Here is a 15,427-nt window from a genome sequence, read left to right as displayed (position 1 = left end):
GCGGCCCGGTCCGTCGCCGGCTCCGGTGAGTTATCCGCCGTACCGCGTGGGCGTACGCAAGGCCCCACCGCGCGGCGGCCCGTCCCTGGTGTCGCTCACCCTGCTCATCACCGCGCCCGCAGTGCTCGCCGTCGCCGCGCTGCGCCCGCGATGACCCCTGGAGGAACTCCTTGTCGGAATGGCTTGTTCTCGCCCTCGCGATGGCGGCTGCGAGTGTCGTCGTCCTCATCGTCACCTTCGTGCGGCACCACACGGCCGCCGAGGACGACGATCCGTCCGACACCCCGGACGTCATCGAGTACATGACGATGATGATCGGCGTGGTCTACGCCATCGTGCTCGGCCTGGCCATCGCCGGTGTGTGGGAGGCACGGGGTGTCGCCGAGGACCACGTCCAGACGGAGGCGCACGCGCTGCACGAGATCTCCGAGCGGGTACGCGTCTATCCGCCCGACACGCGTGACCGCATCCGGGGTGACGTCGACGCCTACGTCGACCACGTCGTGACGACCGAGTGGAAGACGATGGCGGAGCACGGCCACGTCACCGAGCGGGGGACGAAGCTGCTGAACCGCGTCCGCCACGACATCACCGACTACGAACCGAGGACCGACTTCGAGGCCCAGGCCTACCAGCCGCTCCTGGACCAGGTGACCGCGGCGGACGCCGCACGCACCGCCCGCGCCGAGTCGACGGCGCCGACCATGCCGGGCGTCGTGTGGTTCGGGCTGATCACGGGAGCCGTGGTGACCGTCGGGCTGATCTTCGCGCTGCAGATCCGCCGCACCCTGCGCGAGGTGATCCTGGCGGGTCTGTTCGCCGCCCTGATCGCCTTCCTGCTGTTCCTCATCTGGGACTTCGACGCTCCCTACAGCCGCGGGATCACGGCCACCGCCGATCCGTTCCTGACACTCTTCCCCAAAGCCGGAGGGTGACGGACCCTCACCACGACCCGCCCGCGGGGCGGGCGCCACGCCGCGCCCGTCCCCCGGCCGCGGGTACGCGCTCCCCGGTTCGGCCCACACGGTTGCCCCATTCGCGCGACACCGATCGCGCCGGCGCCCGCACCTTCCTAGCGTTTCGATCAGCGAGGTGCACGTACGGCGCAGCGGAAAAGGTCCGCGGGCTGCTCCTCGGGACCCGGAGGACTCACCATGCGCGCGATACGCGTCGTTTCGGCCGCACTGCTGGGCATGACCGCCCTGACCCTCACCGCACCCGCCGCCGTCGCCGGAGAGGACGGGGAGCGCGACATCACCTCGTTCGGCTTCGACGTCGCCCCGTCGACCATCGCCGCGGGCGGCCGCGTCACGCTCTCGGTCAACGGCTGCCGGTCCGACACCAAGGTCACCTCCGGCGTCTTCGACACGGTGACGATCCACAAGGGACAGGGCACGGGCACGGCCACCGTCGACTGGGAGGCCAAACCCGGCGCGGTGTACGAGGTGAAGTTCCAGTGCGGGAACGAATCCGGCCATACGGAGCTCACCATCGCCGGCGGCCGGCCGAACAACCCGACGCATACTCCCGTGCCCCTCCACCGGGGCGTCAAGGCGGGCGTCGGCGGCTCCGCCGGCGGCTTCGACCTGGGCGAGATCGGGCTCGGGGCGGCGCTCATCGCCGGCTCGGTCGGCGCGGCCTGGCACTGGTCGCGCAGACGCGCCGGCGAGCACGGCGGCTGACGCACCGGACGGCCCTTCGCCCCGGAACCCTTGAGGGTCCGGGGCGAAGGGCCGTTCACGTGCGAGGCGGTCCTCGAAGGGAAAAGCCGGTCGTCGCGGGTCGCGACTCAGATCTTGCTCTCGGAACGGCGACGCATCCAGAACACCCCGCCACCGACGAGAGCCAGCCCCACCAGACCACCGCCGATCGCCACGTCGGTCGGCGTGGCACCGGTGGAGCTGCTGCCACCGAGACCACCGCGGACCCCGCCGATGACGGTGAAGGCCTGCGGCTTGGTGAGCGACTTGCGGTTGCAGCGGACCGTGATGTCGTACGCGCCCGGGGTGGCCGAGCTGTTGACGGTCGCGGTCCCCTTCGCCATCTCGGTGTTGCTGCCGTGGACGCTCGAGAGAGTGGCCTGGGGGAACGCGTTGGACGTCATGGTGCCGCCGTCCCGGCACCCGTCGACGGTCACGGTCAGTTGTCCGCCCCGGGCGATGACGCTGGGCATGACGACGATGTTGCTCGGGTTGTCCCAGGCCGCGGCCTGGGGAGCGGCGAGTCCGAGGGCGGCGACCGCTGTCACAGAGACCGCCAGGGCACGAGTGCTACGCATGTGATCCTCCGCGGAAGGCGCCCCGGGAACCGTCCCCGGGTCGATCGGCGAGAGAACGCCTCCCAGACTGACCCTCAGTTGCCGTGCACAGGGCCGCATTTCGAGAATGGTCCGTCCTGGTGAGGGGACACGCCGACAGAAAGGAAGACAATCGGATATTGCCGCAGGTCACGGACCGTCAGAAATTTCCTTCCGGCCCAGACTCGTATGGCGCACGGCACCCCTCCCCGCCACCCGTTCGCGCTTCTCCCGTCGCCCCCCGCGCGCCGGGCGTCTAGCGTTCTCATATGCGCGACGGACGTGGCGACGGCCGCGTCGAGAGGGGTTTGCGAATGTCCGTGTCCGAGCTGGCCGAAGAGGAGGAGCGCCCCAAGAAGCGCGCTCCCTGGGGTGTCATAGCGCTTGTTCTGCTGACGGGCCTGGCTCTCATTCGGAACGGCTCGGGAGAGTTCGACGTGGGGCCCCCGCAGCCCGCGACGGCCGCCGCCGCCGACAGCAATGCCATGGACAGGTCCCGGCCGGGCGCTCCCGCCCCGCTGTCGTTCTCCGTGGTGGACCGCATCAGGATCCCGGCGATCCGGGTCGACGCCCCCGCCGTGCCGGTGGGTCTCGACATGGAGGGCTGGGTGGACGCGCCGCCGCCGGAGGACCCGAATCTGGCGGGGTGGTTCTCGGGCGCGGTCTCGCCCGGCGAGAAGGGCACCGCCGTCGTCGTGGGTCACGTCGACAACAGTCAGGGACCCGCCGTCTTCTACGGTCTGGGCGCCCTCAAGAAAGGGAACCGCGTCGAGGTCGGACGCAAGGACGGAAAGACCGCCGTATTCGAGATCTACGGCATCGAGGTGTTCGAGAAGAACAACTTCCCCGGTGACCGCGTCTACGGAAACTCCGGAACCCCCGAATTGCGTGTCATCACCTGCGGGGGCGGTTTCTCCCAGCAGAACGGCTACGACGGGAACGTCGTCGCGTTCGCCCGCCTGGTCGAGGTCCGCTGAGGATTCCCCGACCGGGCGGGCGAAGGCCCGGGGAATTCCATGGAATCCATGGAATTCCCCGGGCCTAGGCGAACTGCCGCCGGGGCACGGTGATGTGATACCCCGAGTCCAGCAGGCGCGGCAGGTAGTCGCGCAGTGCTCTCACGCTCTGCGAGCGGTCGCCGCCCGCGTCGTGCGCGAGGACCACGACACCGGGGGCGGCGCCGTCGATGACCCGGTTCTCGATGGCACCGGCGCCCGGCGTCTTCCAGTCGAGGGTGTCGACCGTCCAGGCGAGCGGCTCCATGCCCAGTTCGGCGCCGATCTGGAAGGCCGCCCGGTTCCAGGCCCCGTAGGGCGCGCGGAACCAGCCCGGCCGTTCCCCGTACGCCTCCTCGATGACGTCGCAGGTGCGCTCCATCTGGGAGCGGATCGCGGACCGGCTGAGCCGGGTCAGGAGCGGGTGGGACCAGGTGTGGTTGCCGACGATGTGCCCCTCGTCCGACATCCGGCGCAGCATGTCCTTGTTCTCGACGGCCATCTCGCCGCACACGAAGAACATGGCGCGTACGTCGTGGGCCTTGAGCGCCCGCAGGATGTCCGGGGTGTAACGGGGGTCGGGGCCGTCGTCGAAGGTCAGCACCATGCTGCGGCCGCGTCCCGACATCCGCAGGAACGGTTCGTGCCGTACGAGGGTGCGCGCCGCCGTGCCACGGGCCGGTTCGTATCCGGCGATGGGCTGCAGACGGTAGGCGGCCGGCCTCCCGGCCACCCTCCTCCTCGCCTGGGCTCCGGCGGCGGGAGCGGCGGCGGGCCGCGCCGGGGGGCCCGGGTCGGCGGTGAGCAGTCGCGCCGTGCCGGCCACACCCGCCGCACCCAGGACGGCGGCACCGGCGAGCAACGCCCGGCGCCGCGGAAGGAACTGATCCTTATTCATGAGTAATCAGTCGCCCGATGGAGGCCCGCCGCAGCACATAGACACCGGAGCGGACGTATGAAAGCACCCGTTGAGAGCATCTGCGGGGCGGCTCGGCGGTGGTCCGCGAGCGGCGGGGGCGGGTTCCGGAGCCCCGTCGGGTGGCGGCCGGGCGGTGGCCCGGTCCGGTGGTTCGGATAGCCTCGGGCCGTGACGGAACAGCACTCCCACCAGTTCGAACGGGGCACCGACGGGCCCAAGGTCATCGTGGTCGGTGTGGACGGCTCCGACTCCTCACTGCGTGCGGCCGCCTACGCCGCCGGTCTGGCCCGGCGCCAGCGGGCGCTGCTCGCGCTGGTCTACATCCAGCCGGTCATGACGGCCGGCGCCGCTTACGGGGTTCCGGTCGCGGAGACCACCGACGCGATCGCCGAGGAGCTGGTCCGGGAGATCCGGCACTCGACCGAGCAGGTCAAGGACATATTCGACGTGCGCTGGGAGTTCCACACCTTCCGCGGCGACCCGTACAACGGGCTCGTCTCCGCGGCCGACCAGCTGAAGGCCGACGCGGTCGTGGTGGGCGCGTCGGAGCAGGCGGGGCACCGGATCGTCGGTTCCGTCGCGATCCGGTTGGTGAAGGCGGGGCGCTGGCCGGTGACGGTGGTGCCGTAGACCGCACGGCCACCCGGCACCGAGAACCGGGCACAGGGCACCGGCACCGGGTGCGGGTGTCACTCCGCCGTGGCGGGCGGCTTCGCCATGACGAGGCCGTCCTCGCCCGCGCCCCGGCTGAGGACGACGCGGCGGATGCGGTCCCGTACCGCCTTCACGTCGGCGTCCTGGCCGTTCGCGGCGCTGAGGTCGACGACGCGCCCCGTCCGGAGGTCGAACCACTGAGGGACGAACTCGGCCTTCTCGACCCGCCAGCGGCCGCCGGGCTCTCCGGGCGGGGCGAAGGTGAAGCGGCCGATGGTGCTCTCGTTGCCGCGCGGATCGTGGGCGCCGCTGTGGTTGACCATCGCCCCGGCGATCTGGTCGCCCATGCCGTAGATCACCCAGGTGCCGTTCACCTTCTCGTACGCCTGCGGGACGTGCGCGTGGGTGCCGAGGACGAGGTCGAGGTCGGGACGGCCGCCCGTACGGGACCCGGTGAGCCGCTCGCCCAGTTCGCGCTGCCGGAGGTCGGGCTCGTCCTGCCACTCGGTGCCCCAGTGCAGGGAGACGACCACGACGTCGGCGCCCGCCTTCCGGGCCGCCCTGGCGTCGGCGACGATCCGGTCGGGGTCGATCAGGTTGACGGTCCAGGGTTCGCCGGGCGGCAGCGGGATGCCGTTCGTGTCGTACGTGTAGGCGAGATGGGCCACCTTCGCCGCGCCGGCCTGCATGATCGTGGGCACGCTCGCCTCCGCCGCGCTGCGGGCGGATCCCGCGTGCCGCACACCGGCCCGGTCGAGCGCGTCGAGAGTGCGGTGGACACCGGCGGAGCCGTCGTCCAGCGTGTGGTTGGAGGCGGTGGAGCAGGCGTCGTAGCCGGTCGCGGCGAGGCCCTCGGCGATCTGCGGCGGCGACTTGAAGGTGGGGTATCCGGTGTAGTCGCCGTCCGCCCCGTACACCGTCTCCATGTGGCAGATCGCCAGGTCGGCGCGGGCCACGACGGGTTTGACGCCCGACAGCATCGGGCGGAAGTCGTAGCCCCGGCCGCCCGCGTCGGCGTGCGCCTTGTCGATGATCGAGCTGTGCGGGAGGACGTCGCCGGAGGCGACCAGCGTGAAGCTGTTCGCGGACGCGCCGGCGCCGACCGGGCTCCCGCCGCGTCCCGCCCCGCCGTCGCCCTGACAGCTCGCGAGGCCCGCGAGGCACAGCGCCACTGACGCTGCTGCCATCCGCCGGGTACGTGGCGTCCTCGACATCCTCGACCTCGTTCCCGTACGGCCTCACACAGGGCCTATGCGGTCATATCAACTTATGAGTTGATACATATTCATAAACAGAAGGAAAGGAGAGTCAAGAAGGCGCCACCGCGGTTGGTCCGTTCGATGCCCAGGAAGGAGCCCGTTCGGACCGGACGGGGATGCGGAGGCGGAGCCTTCCGTCCCGGTTGACCGTTCGTCGTACCGTTCGTCGACGGGTTCGACCGTCTGCCGACGAGCCGCGTCGGGGCCCTGTCCCGGCGGCACGCCCTGCGCTGGCATACGGCCATGACGGCCGCCATCACCATGACCAGCAGGACGACCGCCGAGCACGAGCTGGCCGAATTGCAGCGGGAGCACGGCGCACCGCTCTTCGCCCTGATGCTGAGGCTCTCCGACGGAGACCGCCAGCGTGCCGAGGATCTGGTGCAGGAGACGTTCGTACGCGCCTGGCAGCATCCCGAGGCCCTGCGGGCCGACGACTTCGACTCCGTACGGCCCTGGCTGCTCACCGTGGGGCGACGGCTGGCCATAGACGCCCGGCGGGCCCGGCAGGCGCGGCCCGCCGAGGTCGGGGACGCCGTGCTGGAGAGCGCGCGGGTCGCGGCCGATCACGCGGAACGCTCCGTGGCGACCCTCGATGTGCGGGAGGCTGTGAAGACACTCACTCCCGAGCACCGTGAAGTCCTGGTGCAGGTGTATTTCCGGGGGGCGAGTGTGGCGGAGGCCGCCGCGGCCCTGGGGATTCCGCCCGGTACCGTGAAGTCTCGCGCGTACTACGCGCTGCGCGCCCTGCGCCGGGTTCTTCCGGGATACGCGGCCGACCTGCGGTGAAACCGAAGGCCGAGTCAAACCTCCGTAAAGCGCCTTGCTGAGGATCATGGTTGAGCAATCAGCTGTCCTCATCCGTGTTCCCGACTGGGGCCCGGAGTCGGGCGACGCGCACGCACCGGAGGAGGGCAGGAAGGGATGCTGCACAGAGGTCAAGAGAGCACGGACGGCGCCGGCGGCGGTGAACTCACCGTCCCCATGGCCTGGTTGTACGCCGAGTACATCGCCGACGAACTGCTGCGGACCGGCGATCTGATGCCGCCCACGTCCTTCGAGTTCCGTGCGGGACGTGACGCCCTGGCGCTCACGATCTTCCTGTCCGACACGAGCGGCGAACTCTCCGGCATCCGGGTGGTGACGCAGCTGGAGACGTGGCTGTCGCTGACGGCGTACGACCAGCCGTGGCAGGACTGGGTGGGCGAGCGCATGGCGGGGCTCGCGGCCGAGGCAGTCGAGTCGGGCGGTCCCACGCCGGACCTGGATCTGGCGGCGGAGGCCTGGCGCTGGCTGGAGGAGACCGAGCTGCTCGCGCCCGACCTGGACGCGGTACCGGGCGGCGGGCCCGTCATCGGGGAGGACGACGGGCCGAAGGTCTGGACCCCGGCCTGGCAGCTCGGGCTGCCGCTCGGGCACCTGGCGATCCATCTTTTCTGACCGATCCGGGGGCGGAGTCCCGCGGCCGGCTCCTCTGACCAGTTTTTTTTCGAACCTCGACCAATCCGCGGGCCCGACCGCTCCGAATCTCCTGGTTGGTTCCGGACAGGACTTGAGTGATTCGCCGGTCTCCTGCGTACCTGTGGGCAAGTAGCTACTCCGCGCACACACCCCCATCGGCACGGCACGAGGATTTGGTATGAGGTCGCTGGAACGCCACCGCGACGTCGGCGCATACGCGCTAGGCGTGCTGGACGAGGCGGATGCCTTCCGCTTCGAGGACCACCTCATGGAGTGTCCCCAGTGTGCGGTTCAGGTACATGAACTGTCCGCCACCACACGGTCGTTGCGGGCTTACGCCCAGGCGACACCGCGCACGGTGCACCCCATGACGCAAGCGGGACCGGCCCTGCTGGACCGGCTCCTGGACGATGTCGTCTCGGCCCGCAGAGGCGGGCGCAGGCGCTGGCTGTTCGCGGTGGCGGCAGCCGTGGTGTTCGCCGTCGGCGGGCCCGCGGTCGCGGTCTTCACCGGGGACGAGGCCGCGAACAGCAGGACGGTCGCCGCGACCGACCCGGAATCCGGGGTGTGGGCCGAGGTCACCACCCTCGACCGGGCCTGGGGCAGCGAGGTGGACCTGCGGGTCAAGAACGCCTCCGCCTCCCAGGCCTGCGAGCTCGTGGCCATCGGTCACGACGGTTCCGAGCAGGTCATCCTGAGCTGGACCGTCCCCAAGAACGCCCCGCCGGCCTCCGAGGCCATGCCGGGCGCGGCCGCGATGCATCCCACCGACATCGTCCGCTACGAGGTACGGACGGGAAAGAAGGTGCTGGTGACACTCAAGGCTCCCTGAACCGGGGCTGCCTGACGGCCCGTACGCGAAGGCCCCGCCGGCCGGACACGGCGCCCGGGGCTACTTCAGGAACTTGGACGTCCTGCGGTCCGCGAGGGGCTTGCCACCGGTCTGGCAGGTGGCGCAGTACTGGAGCGACGAGTCACTGAAGGAGACCTCGCGGATGGTGTCCCCGCAGACCGGGCAGGGTTCGCCGGTACGTCCGTGGACCCGCAGGCCGCTCTTCTTCTCGGCCTTCAGCCGGCCCGCGGCCAGCCCGTGGGAGCGCTCGACGGCCTCCCCGAGCGTGCCGCGCAGCGCCTCGTACAGTCGCCGTGTCTCCTGCTCGGTCAGGGCGGAGGCGAGCTTGAAGGGCGACATCCTCGCGGCGTGCAGGATCTCGTCGCTGTAGGCGTTCCCCACCCCCGCGATCAGGCTCTGGTCCCGCAGCGCGCCCTTGAGCTGTCTGCGCTCGCTTGCCAGCAGCTTCGCGAACCGGACCTCGTCGAAGTCGTCGGCCAGCGGGTCCGGTCCGAGGCGGGCCACACCGGGGACCTCCCCCGGGTCCCGTACGACGTACACCGCCAGCCGCTTCTGGGTGCCGGCCTCGGTGAGGTCGAAGCCCTCCCCCGTCTCCAGGGCGACGCGCATCGCGAGCGGGCCCTTGCCGGGGCGGGGCGGCCCGTCGGGGAGCCGGTCCTTCCAGTGGAGCCAGCCGGCCCGTGCCAGGTGCGTGACGAAGTGGGGGCCGCCGGCCGTCTCCAGGTCCAGGAACTTGCCGTGCCGGTGCACGGCCGTCACCTCACGGCCCTCCAGGGCGGCGAGCGGCGGGTCGTACGTCTTCAGCACACTGATCGCGACGGGCAGCACGCGAACGATCTCGCGGCCGACCAGGTGATCGACCAGGAAGCCCCGCAACGCTTCGACCTCGGGCAGTTCCGGCATGGATCCAGAATGCCACCGGAGCCCCTCAGGGGGCGCGGGGAGCAGCGCACGCCCGCCCCACGCGCACAGCGCCCCGCACGTCCACCACGCGCGGGCCGCGGCCCCCTCACTCCCGGTCCGGCACCAGGAACTCGCACCACACGCACTTGCCGGCACCCCGGGCCTCCACGCCCCACACGTCCGCGAGCCGGTCCACCAGCAGGAGGCCCCTCCCGGAGACACCGGCCTCCCCCGCCTCCCGGCGTCGCGGCAGGGCGCTGGAGGCGTCCTCGACCTCGACACGGAGCCGGCGGTCCGGGCCGGTCAGGGCCCGCAGGGTCACCACGGCGGAGCCCTCCGTGTGCATGAGGGCGTTGGTGATCAGTTCGTCGGCGATCAGTTCGATCTCGTCGGCTCGCTCCTGGGCGCCCCAGGCCCGTACGGCGGCCCGGACCATGTGCCGGGCCTCACGGAGCGCCTCGGGGTCCCCGGGCCCGACATGCTGCTGGAGCCGCCCGCCGGAGCGCTGCGCGTCCGCGGTGTGACGGCGCAGGAGGAGCAGCGCCACGTCGTCCTCGCCGCCGCGCTCCTCCGCGACGTCGATGAGCCGGTCGGCGAGATCGCGGACGTCGTCGGGTCCCGTGGCGATGAGCGCGCGGAGGGTCCGCATGCCGTCGTCGAGGTCGATCCCCGGCTGTTCGACGAGACCGTCGGTGCACAGGAGCAGGGTCTGGCCGGGGCCGAGCTCGATGGTGTTGACCGGGTACTCGAGCCGTCCGAACTCGGCGGACAGACCGAGCGGCAGCCCTCCGTCGACGGAAAGCCTGCGGCAGGCGCGGTCCGTGTCACGGACCAGTGCGTCGATGTGGCCCGCCCGGACGACCTGCATGACGCCGGTGGACAGGTCGGCCTCCGCGTACAGACAGGTCGCGAAGCGCTCGGTGTCGAGTTCGTGGAGGAACACGGAGGCGCGGGCCATGACGGTGGCGGGGGTGTGGCCCTCCGCCGCGTAGGCGCGCAGGACGATGCGCAGCTGGCCCATGACGGCGGCCGCGTGCGTGTCGTGTCCCTGGACGTCACCGATGACGGCACCCACACGGCCGCCGGGCAGCGGGATCACGTCGTACCAGTCGCCTCCGATCTCACGGCCGAGGGAGCCGGAGCGGTAGCGCACGGCGACGTCGGCGCCCGGGATGCTCGGGATCGAACGCGGCAGCATCGCCTGCTGGAGCCCCTGGGCGAGGTCCTTCTCCTGCTCGTAGAACATGGCGCGCTGGAGGCTCTGCGCGATGCTGCTGCCGAGCGCGACGAGGACGTTGCGGTCCTGGGCCGAGAAGCCGCGCCGGTCGTTGTAGAGCAGCCCCATGGCCCCGATGGGCCGGGCCTGCGCGATGAGCGGCAGGTACGCCGCCGAGGTGATGCCCAGGCCGGTGATGTTCGGCCACAGCAGCGGGTAGGACTCGGCGAACTCCTCCGGCGACTCGATGAAACGCGGGGTGAGGGTGCGCACGACCTCGCTCATCGGGTACTGCTCGTCGATGCGGGTGACCAGGGTGCCGGGCACGAAGCTGTCCTCCGGGCCCTCGGCGACCAGCCGGATGCGGCCGGCCTCGACCAGGCCCATGACCAGGCTGGTCGCGCCCAGGTGGGTGACGCCCTGGTTGTTCTTCAGGACGTCGATGACGTCCTGGACCGTCCGGGCGTGCGCGAGGGCCGCCGTGGTGATCTGCACGACGTTCGTCTGCCGCAGGCGGGCCTCGTCGTCCAGGGCCGCCTGCTCGCGGCGGTCCTGGGCCTCGCTCAGCTCCTGGGTGGCGTCGCGGACGATGCCGATGATGCGGCGCGGCCTGCCGGTCTCGTCGCGCCGGATGTAGCCCTGGGTGTGGGTCCAGCGCAGGGTGCCGTCCCGGCGGCGGATGCGGAAGTACGCGCCGTAGTTCTCGCTGCCGTTCTTGAGGGACGTGGAGACATGCGTGTCGAGGCGGTGGGCCTCGTCCGGAGGCACCCGCGGGGCCAGGTTCTCGGGGCGGCCCGCGTACTCCTCGGGGAGGACGTCGAAGATCTCGTGGGCGACCGCGTCCATCTGCATGACGCCGGTGTCCAGGTCCCAGTCGAAACTGCCCATGCGATTGAGCGCCAGGATCGGATCCGGGTGGGCGGGCCAGTCGTCCGGGAGTGACAGGGCGCTCGCACCCCGATCAACCATGAGCCCACCTTGTCAGGGTTTACCCGAATCCTCGACTCGTAGGGCGCCCCGGTCGGCCGCGCGGAACCGTGGGCCTGCCGTCTCCCCGGCCCCACCGGGCCGGTGGCCGGGCCAGGGGCGGCCCCGGCGGGCCGGGCTCTCGTGGAGGGTGACCGGCGGCTTCAGAGGGTGCCGGCCGTGGCGAGGGTTCCGGTGGGTAGGCGCACGCCGACCTGCCGTTCCGGGCAGGGCAATATGTTCACTATTGTCCGCTTCGACTTCGACCGTCCCGCAAGCCGGGTCACCCAACGTCACCGCGAGAAGATGGGGAGAGCGCGACGTGGAGTGGTTCACCGCCTCCGAGTACTGGACCGGCCGGCTGGTCTTCCAGCGGGGGCTGGCCGTGCTCTATCTCGTCGCGTTCCTCGGCGCGGCGCTGCAGTTCCGTGCGCTGATCGGCGAGCGCGGCATGCTCCCGGTGTCCCGGTTCGTCGCCCGGGTGCCGTTCCGGCGGTCACCGAGTGTGTTCCATCTCCACTGCTCAGACCGCTTCTTCGCCGCCTGGGCCTGGACGGGCTGCGCGGTGTCGGTGGCGCTGATCGCGGGCCTGGACAACCGACTCCCCTTGTGGGGCGGCATGCTGCTGTGGCTCGTCCCCTGGGTGATGTACCTGTCGATCGTCAATGTCGGCCAGACCTGGTACGGCTTCGGCTGGGAGTCCCTGCTGCTGGAGACCGGCTTCCTCGCGGTGTTCCTGGGCAACGACGAGATCGCCCCGCCCGTGGTGGTCCTCTTCCTGCTGCGCTGGCTCCTGTTCCGCGTCGAGTTCGGGGCCGGCCTGATCAAGATGCGCGGCGACGCGTGCTGGCGGAAGCTGACCTGCCTCGACCACCACCATGAGACCCAGCCGATGCCGGGTCCGCTGAGCTGGTTCTTCCACCACCTCCCGAAACCCTTCCACCGGGTCGAGGTGGCCGCCAACCATGTCACCCAACTCGTCGTGCCCTTCCTGCTGTTCGCCCCCCAGCCCATCGCGACGGCAGCCGCCTGCCTGATGATCGTCACCCAGTTGTGGCTGGTCCTGTCCGGGAACTTCGCCTGGCTGAACTGGATCACGATCGTGCTGGCCCTGTCGGCACTGGAGCTGCCCGGCAGGGGCCCGGACGTGCCCGGCGCCCCGCTCTGGTACGAGGTCGTGGTCCTGACGGCCGCCGCGCTGCTCGTGGGGCTCAGCCACCGCCCGGTCCGCAACATGCTGTCCCGCCACCAGTCCATGAACCGCTCCTTCGACCCGCTCCACCTGGTGAACACCTACGGGGCGTTCGGCAGCGTCAGCCGGACCCGGTACGAGGTGGTGGTCGAGGGCACGGCCGACCGGACGCCCCACGAGGACGCGGGGTGGCGGGAGTACGGGTTCAGGGGCAAGCCGGGCGACCCCCGCCGCTGGCCCCGCCAGTTCGCCCCCTACCACCTGCGGCTCGACTGGATGATGTGGTTCGCCGCGCTGTCCCCCGCCTACGCCGAGCCCTGGTTCGGCGGTTTCGTGGAACGGCTGCTGGAGAACGACCGCGACACACTGCGCCTCCTGCGCCACTGCCCGTTCCCACCGGACGCCCCTCCCCGCCACGTCCGGGCCCGCCTCTACCGCTACCGGTACACGACCTGGCGGGAGCTGCGGGAGACGGGCGCGTGCTGGGAGCGGACGTATGTGCGGGAGTTCCTGCCGCCGACGGGACTGGCCGGGGCGGCTCAGAGTCCGTAGACGCGGGTCGCGGTGCCCGCGAAGACCTCCTCACGCTCGCTCTCGCCGAGCGTCGCGGTCAACTGAGCCGCCGTGTCGGCTACTTCGGTGTACGAGGCGACGAGCGTGCACACCGGCCAGTCGGAGCCGAACATGAGGCGTCCGGGCCCGAAGGCGTCCAGCGCCGTGTCCGCGTAGGGCGTCAGGTCGCCCGTCGTCCAGCCCCGCGGATCCGCCTCCGTGACCATTCCGGAGAGCTTGCAGACGGTGTTCGGCAGGGCGGCGAGGGCGCGGACGTCGGTGGCCCAGGGCTGCATCTGCCCGGCGGCGATGGACGGTTTGCCCAAGTGGTCCAGCACGAAGGTGAGTTCCGGACGGCGCTGCGCCGCCCGCGTACAGGCGGGGAGTTGGTGCGGAAGGACGACCAGGTCGTAGACCAGGCCCGCCTCGGCGACCGCCGCGAGGCCGCGCTGTACGTCCTCGCGCACCAGCCATTCGGGATCCGGTTCGCCCTGGACCTGGTGGCGGATTCCCTTGAGGTGACGGCCGCCCGGCAGTGCGCGAAGGCGGGCCAGTTCGTCGGCGACGTCGGGGCGGGTGAGATCGGTCCAGCCGACGACTCCGCCGATCAGTTCGCTCTGCGCCGCGAGGGCAAGGAAGTCCGGGGTCTCCTCCGCCACCGTGACCGTCTGCACGAGGACGGTTCGCGAGACACCGGCGGCGTGTGCCTCCGGGGCCAGGTCGCCGATGGTGAAGTTCCTTCTCAGGGGCGCCAGTTCGGGGCCGGAGATCCAGTCCTGGTCGCGCACGGCGAGGTCCCAGACGTGGTGGTGGGCGTCGACGACTCCGGTCCGCCCCGTCACGGCAGCTCCCAGACGACCGGCAGTCCCGCTCCGGAGCCCTCGGCCGAGTAGTCGTGCACCACGTCCAGCAGGTCCGCCATCCGGGCCTGCCAGGCGATGTTGACCGGCAGCTTCTCCAGCTCCGCGAGCAACCGCGTGTAGTCCTCGCACTCCAGGAGGTGGAAGAGGTCGGTGCCGCTGCGCCAGATCGTCCAGGACGTGGCCCCGGCGGCGCGGATCGCGTCCGTGAGTTCCGCCGGGACCTCACGGTGGGCGGCCTCGTACGCGGCGATCCGGTCGGCGCGGACCTTGGTGTGCAGGGCGACTCTCATGACGGCTTCCCGGTCGGCTTGTCCTGCGGCACCGGCACCGGGGCCTCGCCCGGCAGCAGGCCCGTAGCCCGCAGTTCCTGCCAGAGGCCGTCGGGCACAGGAGCCGTGAACTGCTCGGCACAGTCCCGGACTTCGTGCGGCGAACGGGCGCCGACGAGGACGGACGCGACCGCCGGATGGGCGGCGCAGAACGCGAGGGCGGCGGCGCGCAGTGTGGTGCCGTGCCGGTCGGCCGCCGCTTTGAGGGCCAGCGCCCGGTCCAGCACGTCGGGTGGCGCTGCCGCGTAGTCGTAGGTCGCTCCGGGCTTCGGGTCGGCCAGCAGACCGGAGTTGAAGGCGCCGCCGATGACGACGGACGTGCCACGCTCCAGGGCGGCGGGCAGCAGGTCGGTGAGTGCCCGCTGGTCGAGGAGGGTGTAGCGCCCGGCGCAGAGGACCACGTCGACGTCCGTGTCGCGGACGAAGCGGGTGAGCATCCCGGTCTGGTTCATGCCCGCGCCGATCGCGCCCACCACGCCTTGCGAACGGAGCTCCTCCAGGGCCGGATAGCCCTCGCGGAAGGCCTGCTCGGCGTGGTCGTCCGGATCGTGGAGGTAGACGACGTCGACCCGGTCGAGGCCGAGCCGTGCCAGGCTGGCGTCCAGGCTCCGGCGTACGCCGTCCGCGCTGAAGTCCCACACGCGGCGGTGCGTGGCGGGCACCGCGAAACCGTTGGCGCGGTCGTCGCCGCCCCCGTCGGTCGGTTCCAGCAGGCGGCCGGCCTTGGTGGAGATCGTGTACGCCGACCGGGGGCGTTCGCGCAGGGCCGCGCCCAGTCGTCGTTCGGACAGGCCGATGCCGTAGTGGGGCGCGGTGTCGAAGTACCGGATGCCCGCGTCCCAGGCGGCCCGCACGGTCTCCCGCGCCTGTTCCTCGCCGACCTCGGTGAAGAGGTTGCCGATACCGGCGGCGCCGAGGGCCAGGCCGGTGACCTCGACGCCGCTGCGGCCGAGCCTGCGCACCGGCCCG

General features: G+C 71.4%; 16 protein-coding genes and 1 pseudogene. 9 read left to right on the top strand and 8 right to left on the bottom strand.

Annotated features, from left to right (window positions below; translation table 11 throughout):
* Positions 1 to 170 precede the first annotated feature (170 nt).
* The gene (locus tag KUF83_RS33875) at positions 171 to 935 is read left to right on the top strand and encodes a DUF4239 domain-containing protein (RefSeq protein ID WP_217458839.1); all 765 of its coding nucleotides are present in this window, start codon (positions 171 to 173) and stop codon (positions 933 to 935) included.
* Positions 936 to 1,154: 219 nt separating this feature from the next.
* Entirely contained in the window at positions 1,155 to 1,682 is a 528-nt protein-coding gene (locus KUF83_RS33870) for a hypothetical protein (RefSeq protein ID WP_217458838.1), read from the top strand.
* A gap of 107 nt (positions 1,683 to 1,789) precedes the next feature.
* Here KUF83_RS33870 and KUF83_RS33865 read toward each other — a convergent pair whose 3' ends face one another.
* The gene (locus KUF83_RS33865; RefSeq protein ID WP_217458837.1) at positions 1,790 to 2,278 is read right to left on the bottom strand and encodes a hypothetical protein; all 489 of its coding nucleotides are present in this window, start codon (positions 2,276 to 2,278) and stop codon (positions 1,790 to 1,792) included.
* A 332-nt stretch (positions 2,279 to 2,610) separates the two neighbouring features.
* Here KUF83_RS33865 and KUF83_RS33860 point away from each other — a divergent pair, with 332 nt between their 5' ends.
* Positions 2,611 to 3,273, top strand: coding sequence for a class F sortase (locus tag KUF83_RS33860; protein WP_217458836.1), 663 nt, complete (start codon positions 2,611 to 2,613; stop codon positions 3,271 to 3,273).
* Between the two features lie 64 nt (positions 3,274 to 3,337).
* Here the strand turns inward: KUF83_RS33860 and KUF83_RS33855 are convergent, their stop codons facing one another.
* Entirely contained in the window at positions 3,338 to 4,189 is an 852-nt protein-coding gene (locus KUF83_RS33855; RefSeq protein ID WP_217458835.1) for a polysaccharide deacetylase family protein, read from the bottom strand.
* 189 nt (positions 4,190 to 4,378) lie between these two features.
* Here KUF83_RS33855 and KUF83_RS33850 point away from each other — a divergent pair, with 189 nt between their 5' ends.
* Complete coding sequence (locus KUF83_RS33850) at positions 4,379 to 4,840, top strand: universal stress protein (protein ID WP_217458834.1); 462 nt, start codon at positions 4,379 to 4,381, stop codon at positions 4,838 to 4,840.
* Between the two features lie 59 nt (positions 4,841 to 4,899).
* Here KUF83_RS33850 and KUF83_RS33845 read toward each other — a convergent pair whose 3' ends face one another.
* On the bottom strand, positions 4,900 to 6,051 hold the full coding sequence (locus tag KUF83_RS33845; RefSeq protein WP_254644733.1) for a CapA family protein: 1,152 nt from the start codon (positions 6,049 to 6,051) through the stop codon (positions 4,900 to 4,902).
* 315 nt (positions 6,052 to 6,366) lie between these two features.
* Between KUF83_RS33845 and KUF83_RS33840 the strand changes: the two genes are divergently transcribed.
* From KUF83_RS33840 to KUF83_RS33830, 4 genes and pseudogenes are all read left to right on the top strand, one after another.
* Positions 6,367 to 6,912, top strand: a complete 546-nt coding sequence (locus KUF83_RS33840; RefSeq protein WP_217458832.1) for a sigma-70 family RNA polymerase sigma factor — start codon at positions 6,367 to 6,369, stop codon at positions 6,910 to 6,912.
* A 135-nt stretch (positions 6,913 to 7,047) separates the two neighbouring features.
* Positions 7,048 to 7,563, top strand: coding sequence for a hypothetical protein (locus KUF83_RS33835; protein ID WP_217458831.1), 516 nt, complete (start codon positions 7,048 to 7,050; stop codon positions 7,561 to 7,563).
* A 199-nt stretch (positions 7,564 to 7,762) separates the two neighbouring features.
* A pseudogene (locus KUF83_RS42885) lies at positions 7,763 to 7,861 on the top strand (zf-HC2 domain-containing protein); the annotation flags it as partial.
* Positions 7,862 to 7,951: 90 nt separating this feature from the next.
* The gene (locus tag KUF83_RS33830) at positions 7,952 to 8,416 is read left to right on the top strand and encodes a hypothetical protein (RefSeq protein WP_308403254.1); all 465 of its coding nucleotides are present in this window, start codon (positions 7,952 to 7,954) and stop codon (positions 8,414 to 8,416) included.
* A 60-nt stretch (positions 8,417 to 8,476) separates the two neighbouring features.
* On the opposite strand, the gene KUF83_RS33825 is transcribed toward KUF83_RS33830, so the two are convergent.
* Together KUF83_RS33825 and KUF83_RS33820 are read right to left on the bottom strand one after the other, a co-directional pair.
* Entirely contained in the window at positions 8,477 to 9,340 is an 864-nt protein-coding gene (locus tag KUF83_RS33825) for an Fpg/Nei family DNA glycosylase (protein ID WP_217458829.1), read from the bottom strand.
* 106 nt (positions 9,341 to 9,446) lie between these two features.
* Positions 9,447 to 11,525, bottom strand: coding sequence for a SpoIIE family protein phosphatase (locus KUF83_RS33820; protein ID WP_217458828.1), 2,079 nt, complete (start codon positions 11,523 to 11,525; stop codon positions 9,447 to 9,449).
* 319 nt (positions 11,526 to 11,844) lie between these two features.
* Between KUF83_RS33820 and KUF83_RS33815 the strand changes: the two genes are divergently transcribed.
* Positions 11,845 to 13,266 carry a lipase maturation factor family protein gene (locus KUF83_RS33815; RefSeq protein WP_217458827.1) on the top strand — a complete coding sequence of 474 codons (1,422 nt, stop codon included), beginning with the start codon at positions 11,845 to 11,847 and terminating at the stop codon, positions 13,264 to 13,266.
* On the opposite strand, the gene KUF83_RS33810 is transcribed toward KUF83_RS33815, so the two are convergent.
* The 3 genes from KUF83_RS33810 to KUF83_RS33800 are packed head-to-tail and all read right to left on the bottom strand — an operon-like array spanning position 13,254 to position 15,420.
* Positions 13,254 to 14,108, bottom strand: coding sequence for an amidohydrolase family protein (locus tag KUF83_RS33810; protein WP_308403252.1), 855 nt, complete (start codon positions 14,106 to 14,108; stop codon positions 13,254 to 13,256). The genes KUF83_RS33815 and KUF83_RS33810 overlap by 13 nt on opposite strands.
* A complete protein-coding gene (locus KUF83_RS33805; RefSeq protein WP_217458826.1) occupies positions 14,105 to 14,419 on the bottom strand; it encodes an L-rhamnose mutarotase in 315 nt (104 codons plus the stop codon). Before KUF83_RS33805 ends, KUF83_RS33810 begins: the two co-directional genes overlap by 4 nt.
* Positions 14,416 to 15,420 carry an aldo/keto reductase gene (locus KUF83_RS33800; protein WP_217458861.1) on the bottom strand — a complete coding sequence of 335 codons (1,005 nt, stop codon included), beginning with the start codon at positions 15,418 to 15,420 and terminating at the stop codon, positions 14,416 to 14,418. The genes KUF83_RS33805 and KUF83_RS33800 overlap by 4 nt, the downstream gene beginning before the upstream one ends.
* Positions 15,421 to 15,427 lie beyond the last annotated feature (7 nt).

It is taken from the genome of Streptomyces sp. BV286, assembly GCF_019090165.1.
Lineage (GTDB): Bacteria > Actinomycetota > Actinomycetes > Streptomycetales > Streptomycetaceae > Streptomyces.
The sequence above is the reverse complement of the archived record's forward strand: the minus strand, read 5'-3'. Positions and strand labels throughout refer to the sequence as shown.

Coding starts and splice junctions, on each gene's coding strand:
- KUF83_RS33870 (WP_217458838.1), top strand. CDS start 1,155: ATGCGCGCGATACGCGTCGTTTCGGCCGCACTGCTGGGCATGACCGCC.
- KUF83_RS33865 (WP_217458837.1), bottom strand. CDS start 2,278: ATGCGTAGCACTCGTGCCCTGGCGGTCTCTGTGACAGCGGTCGCCGCC.
- KUF83_RS33860 (WP_217458836.1), top strand. CDS start 2,611: ATGTCCGTGTCCGAGCTGGCCGAAGAGGAGGAGCGCCCCAAGAAGCGC.
- KUF83_RS33855 (WP_217458835.1), bottom strand. CDS start 4,189: ATGAATAAGGATCAGTTCCTTCCGCGGCGCCGGGCGTTGCTCGCCGGT.
- KUF83_RS33845 (WP_254644733.1), bottom strand. CDS start 6,051: ATGGCAGCAGCGTCAGTGGCGCTGTGCCTCGCGGGCCTCGCGAGCTGT.
- KUF83_RS33840 (WP_217458832.1), top strand. CDS start 6,367: ATGACGGCCGCCATCACCATGACCAGCAGGACGACCGCCGAGCACGAG.
- KUF83_RS33835 (WP_217458831.1), top strand. CDS start 7,048: ATGCTGCACAGAGGTCAAGAGAGCACGGACGGCGCCGGCGGCGGTGAA.
- KUF83_RS33830 (WP_308403254.1), top strand. CDS start 7,952: ATGACGCAAGCGGGACCGGCCCTGCTGGACCGGCTCCTGGACGATGTC.
- KUF83_RS33825 (WP_217458829.1), bottom strand. CDS start 9,340: ATGCCGGAACTGCCCGAGGTCGAAGCGTTGCGGGGCTTCCTGGTCGAT.
- KUF83_RS33820 (WP_217458828.1), bottom strand. CDS start 11,525: ATGGTTGATCGGGGTGCGAGCGCCCTGTCACTCCCGGACGACTGGCCC.
- KUF83_RS33805 (WP_217458826.1), bottom strand. CDS start 14,419: ATGAGAGTCGCCCTGCACACCAAGGTCCGCGCCGACCGGATCGCCGCG.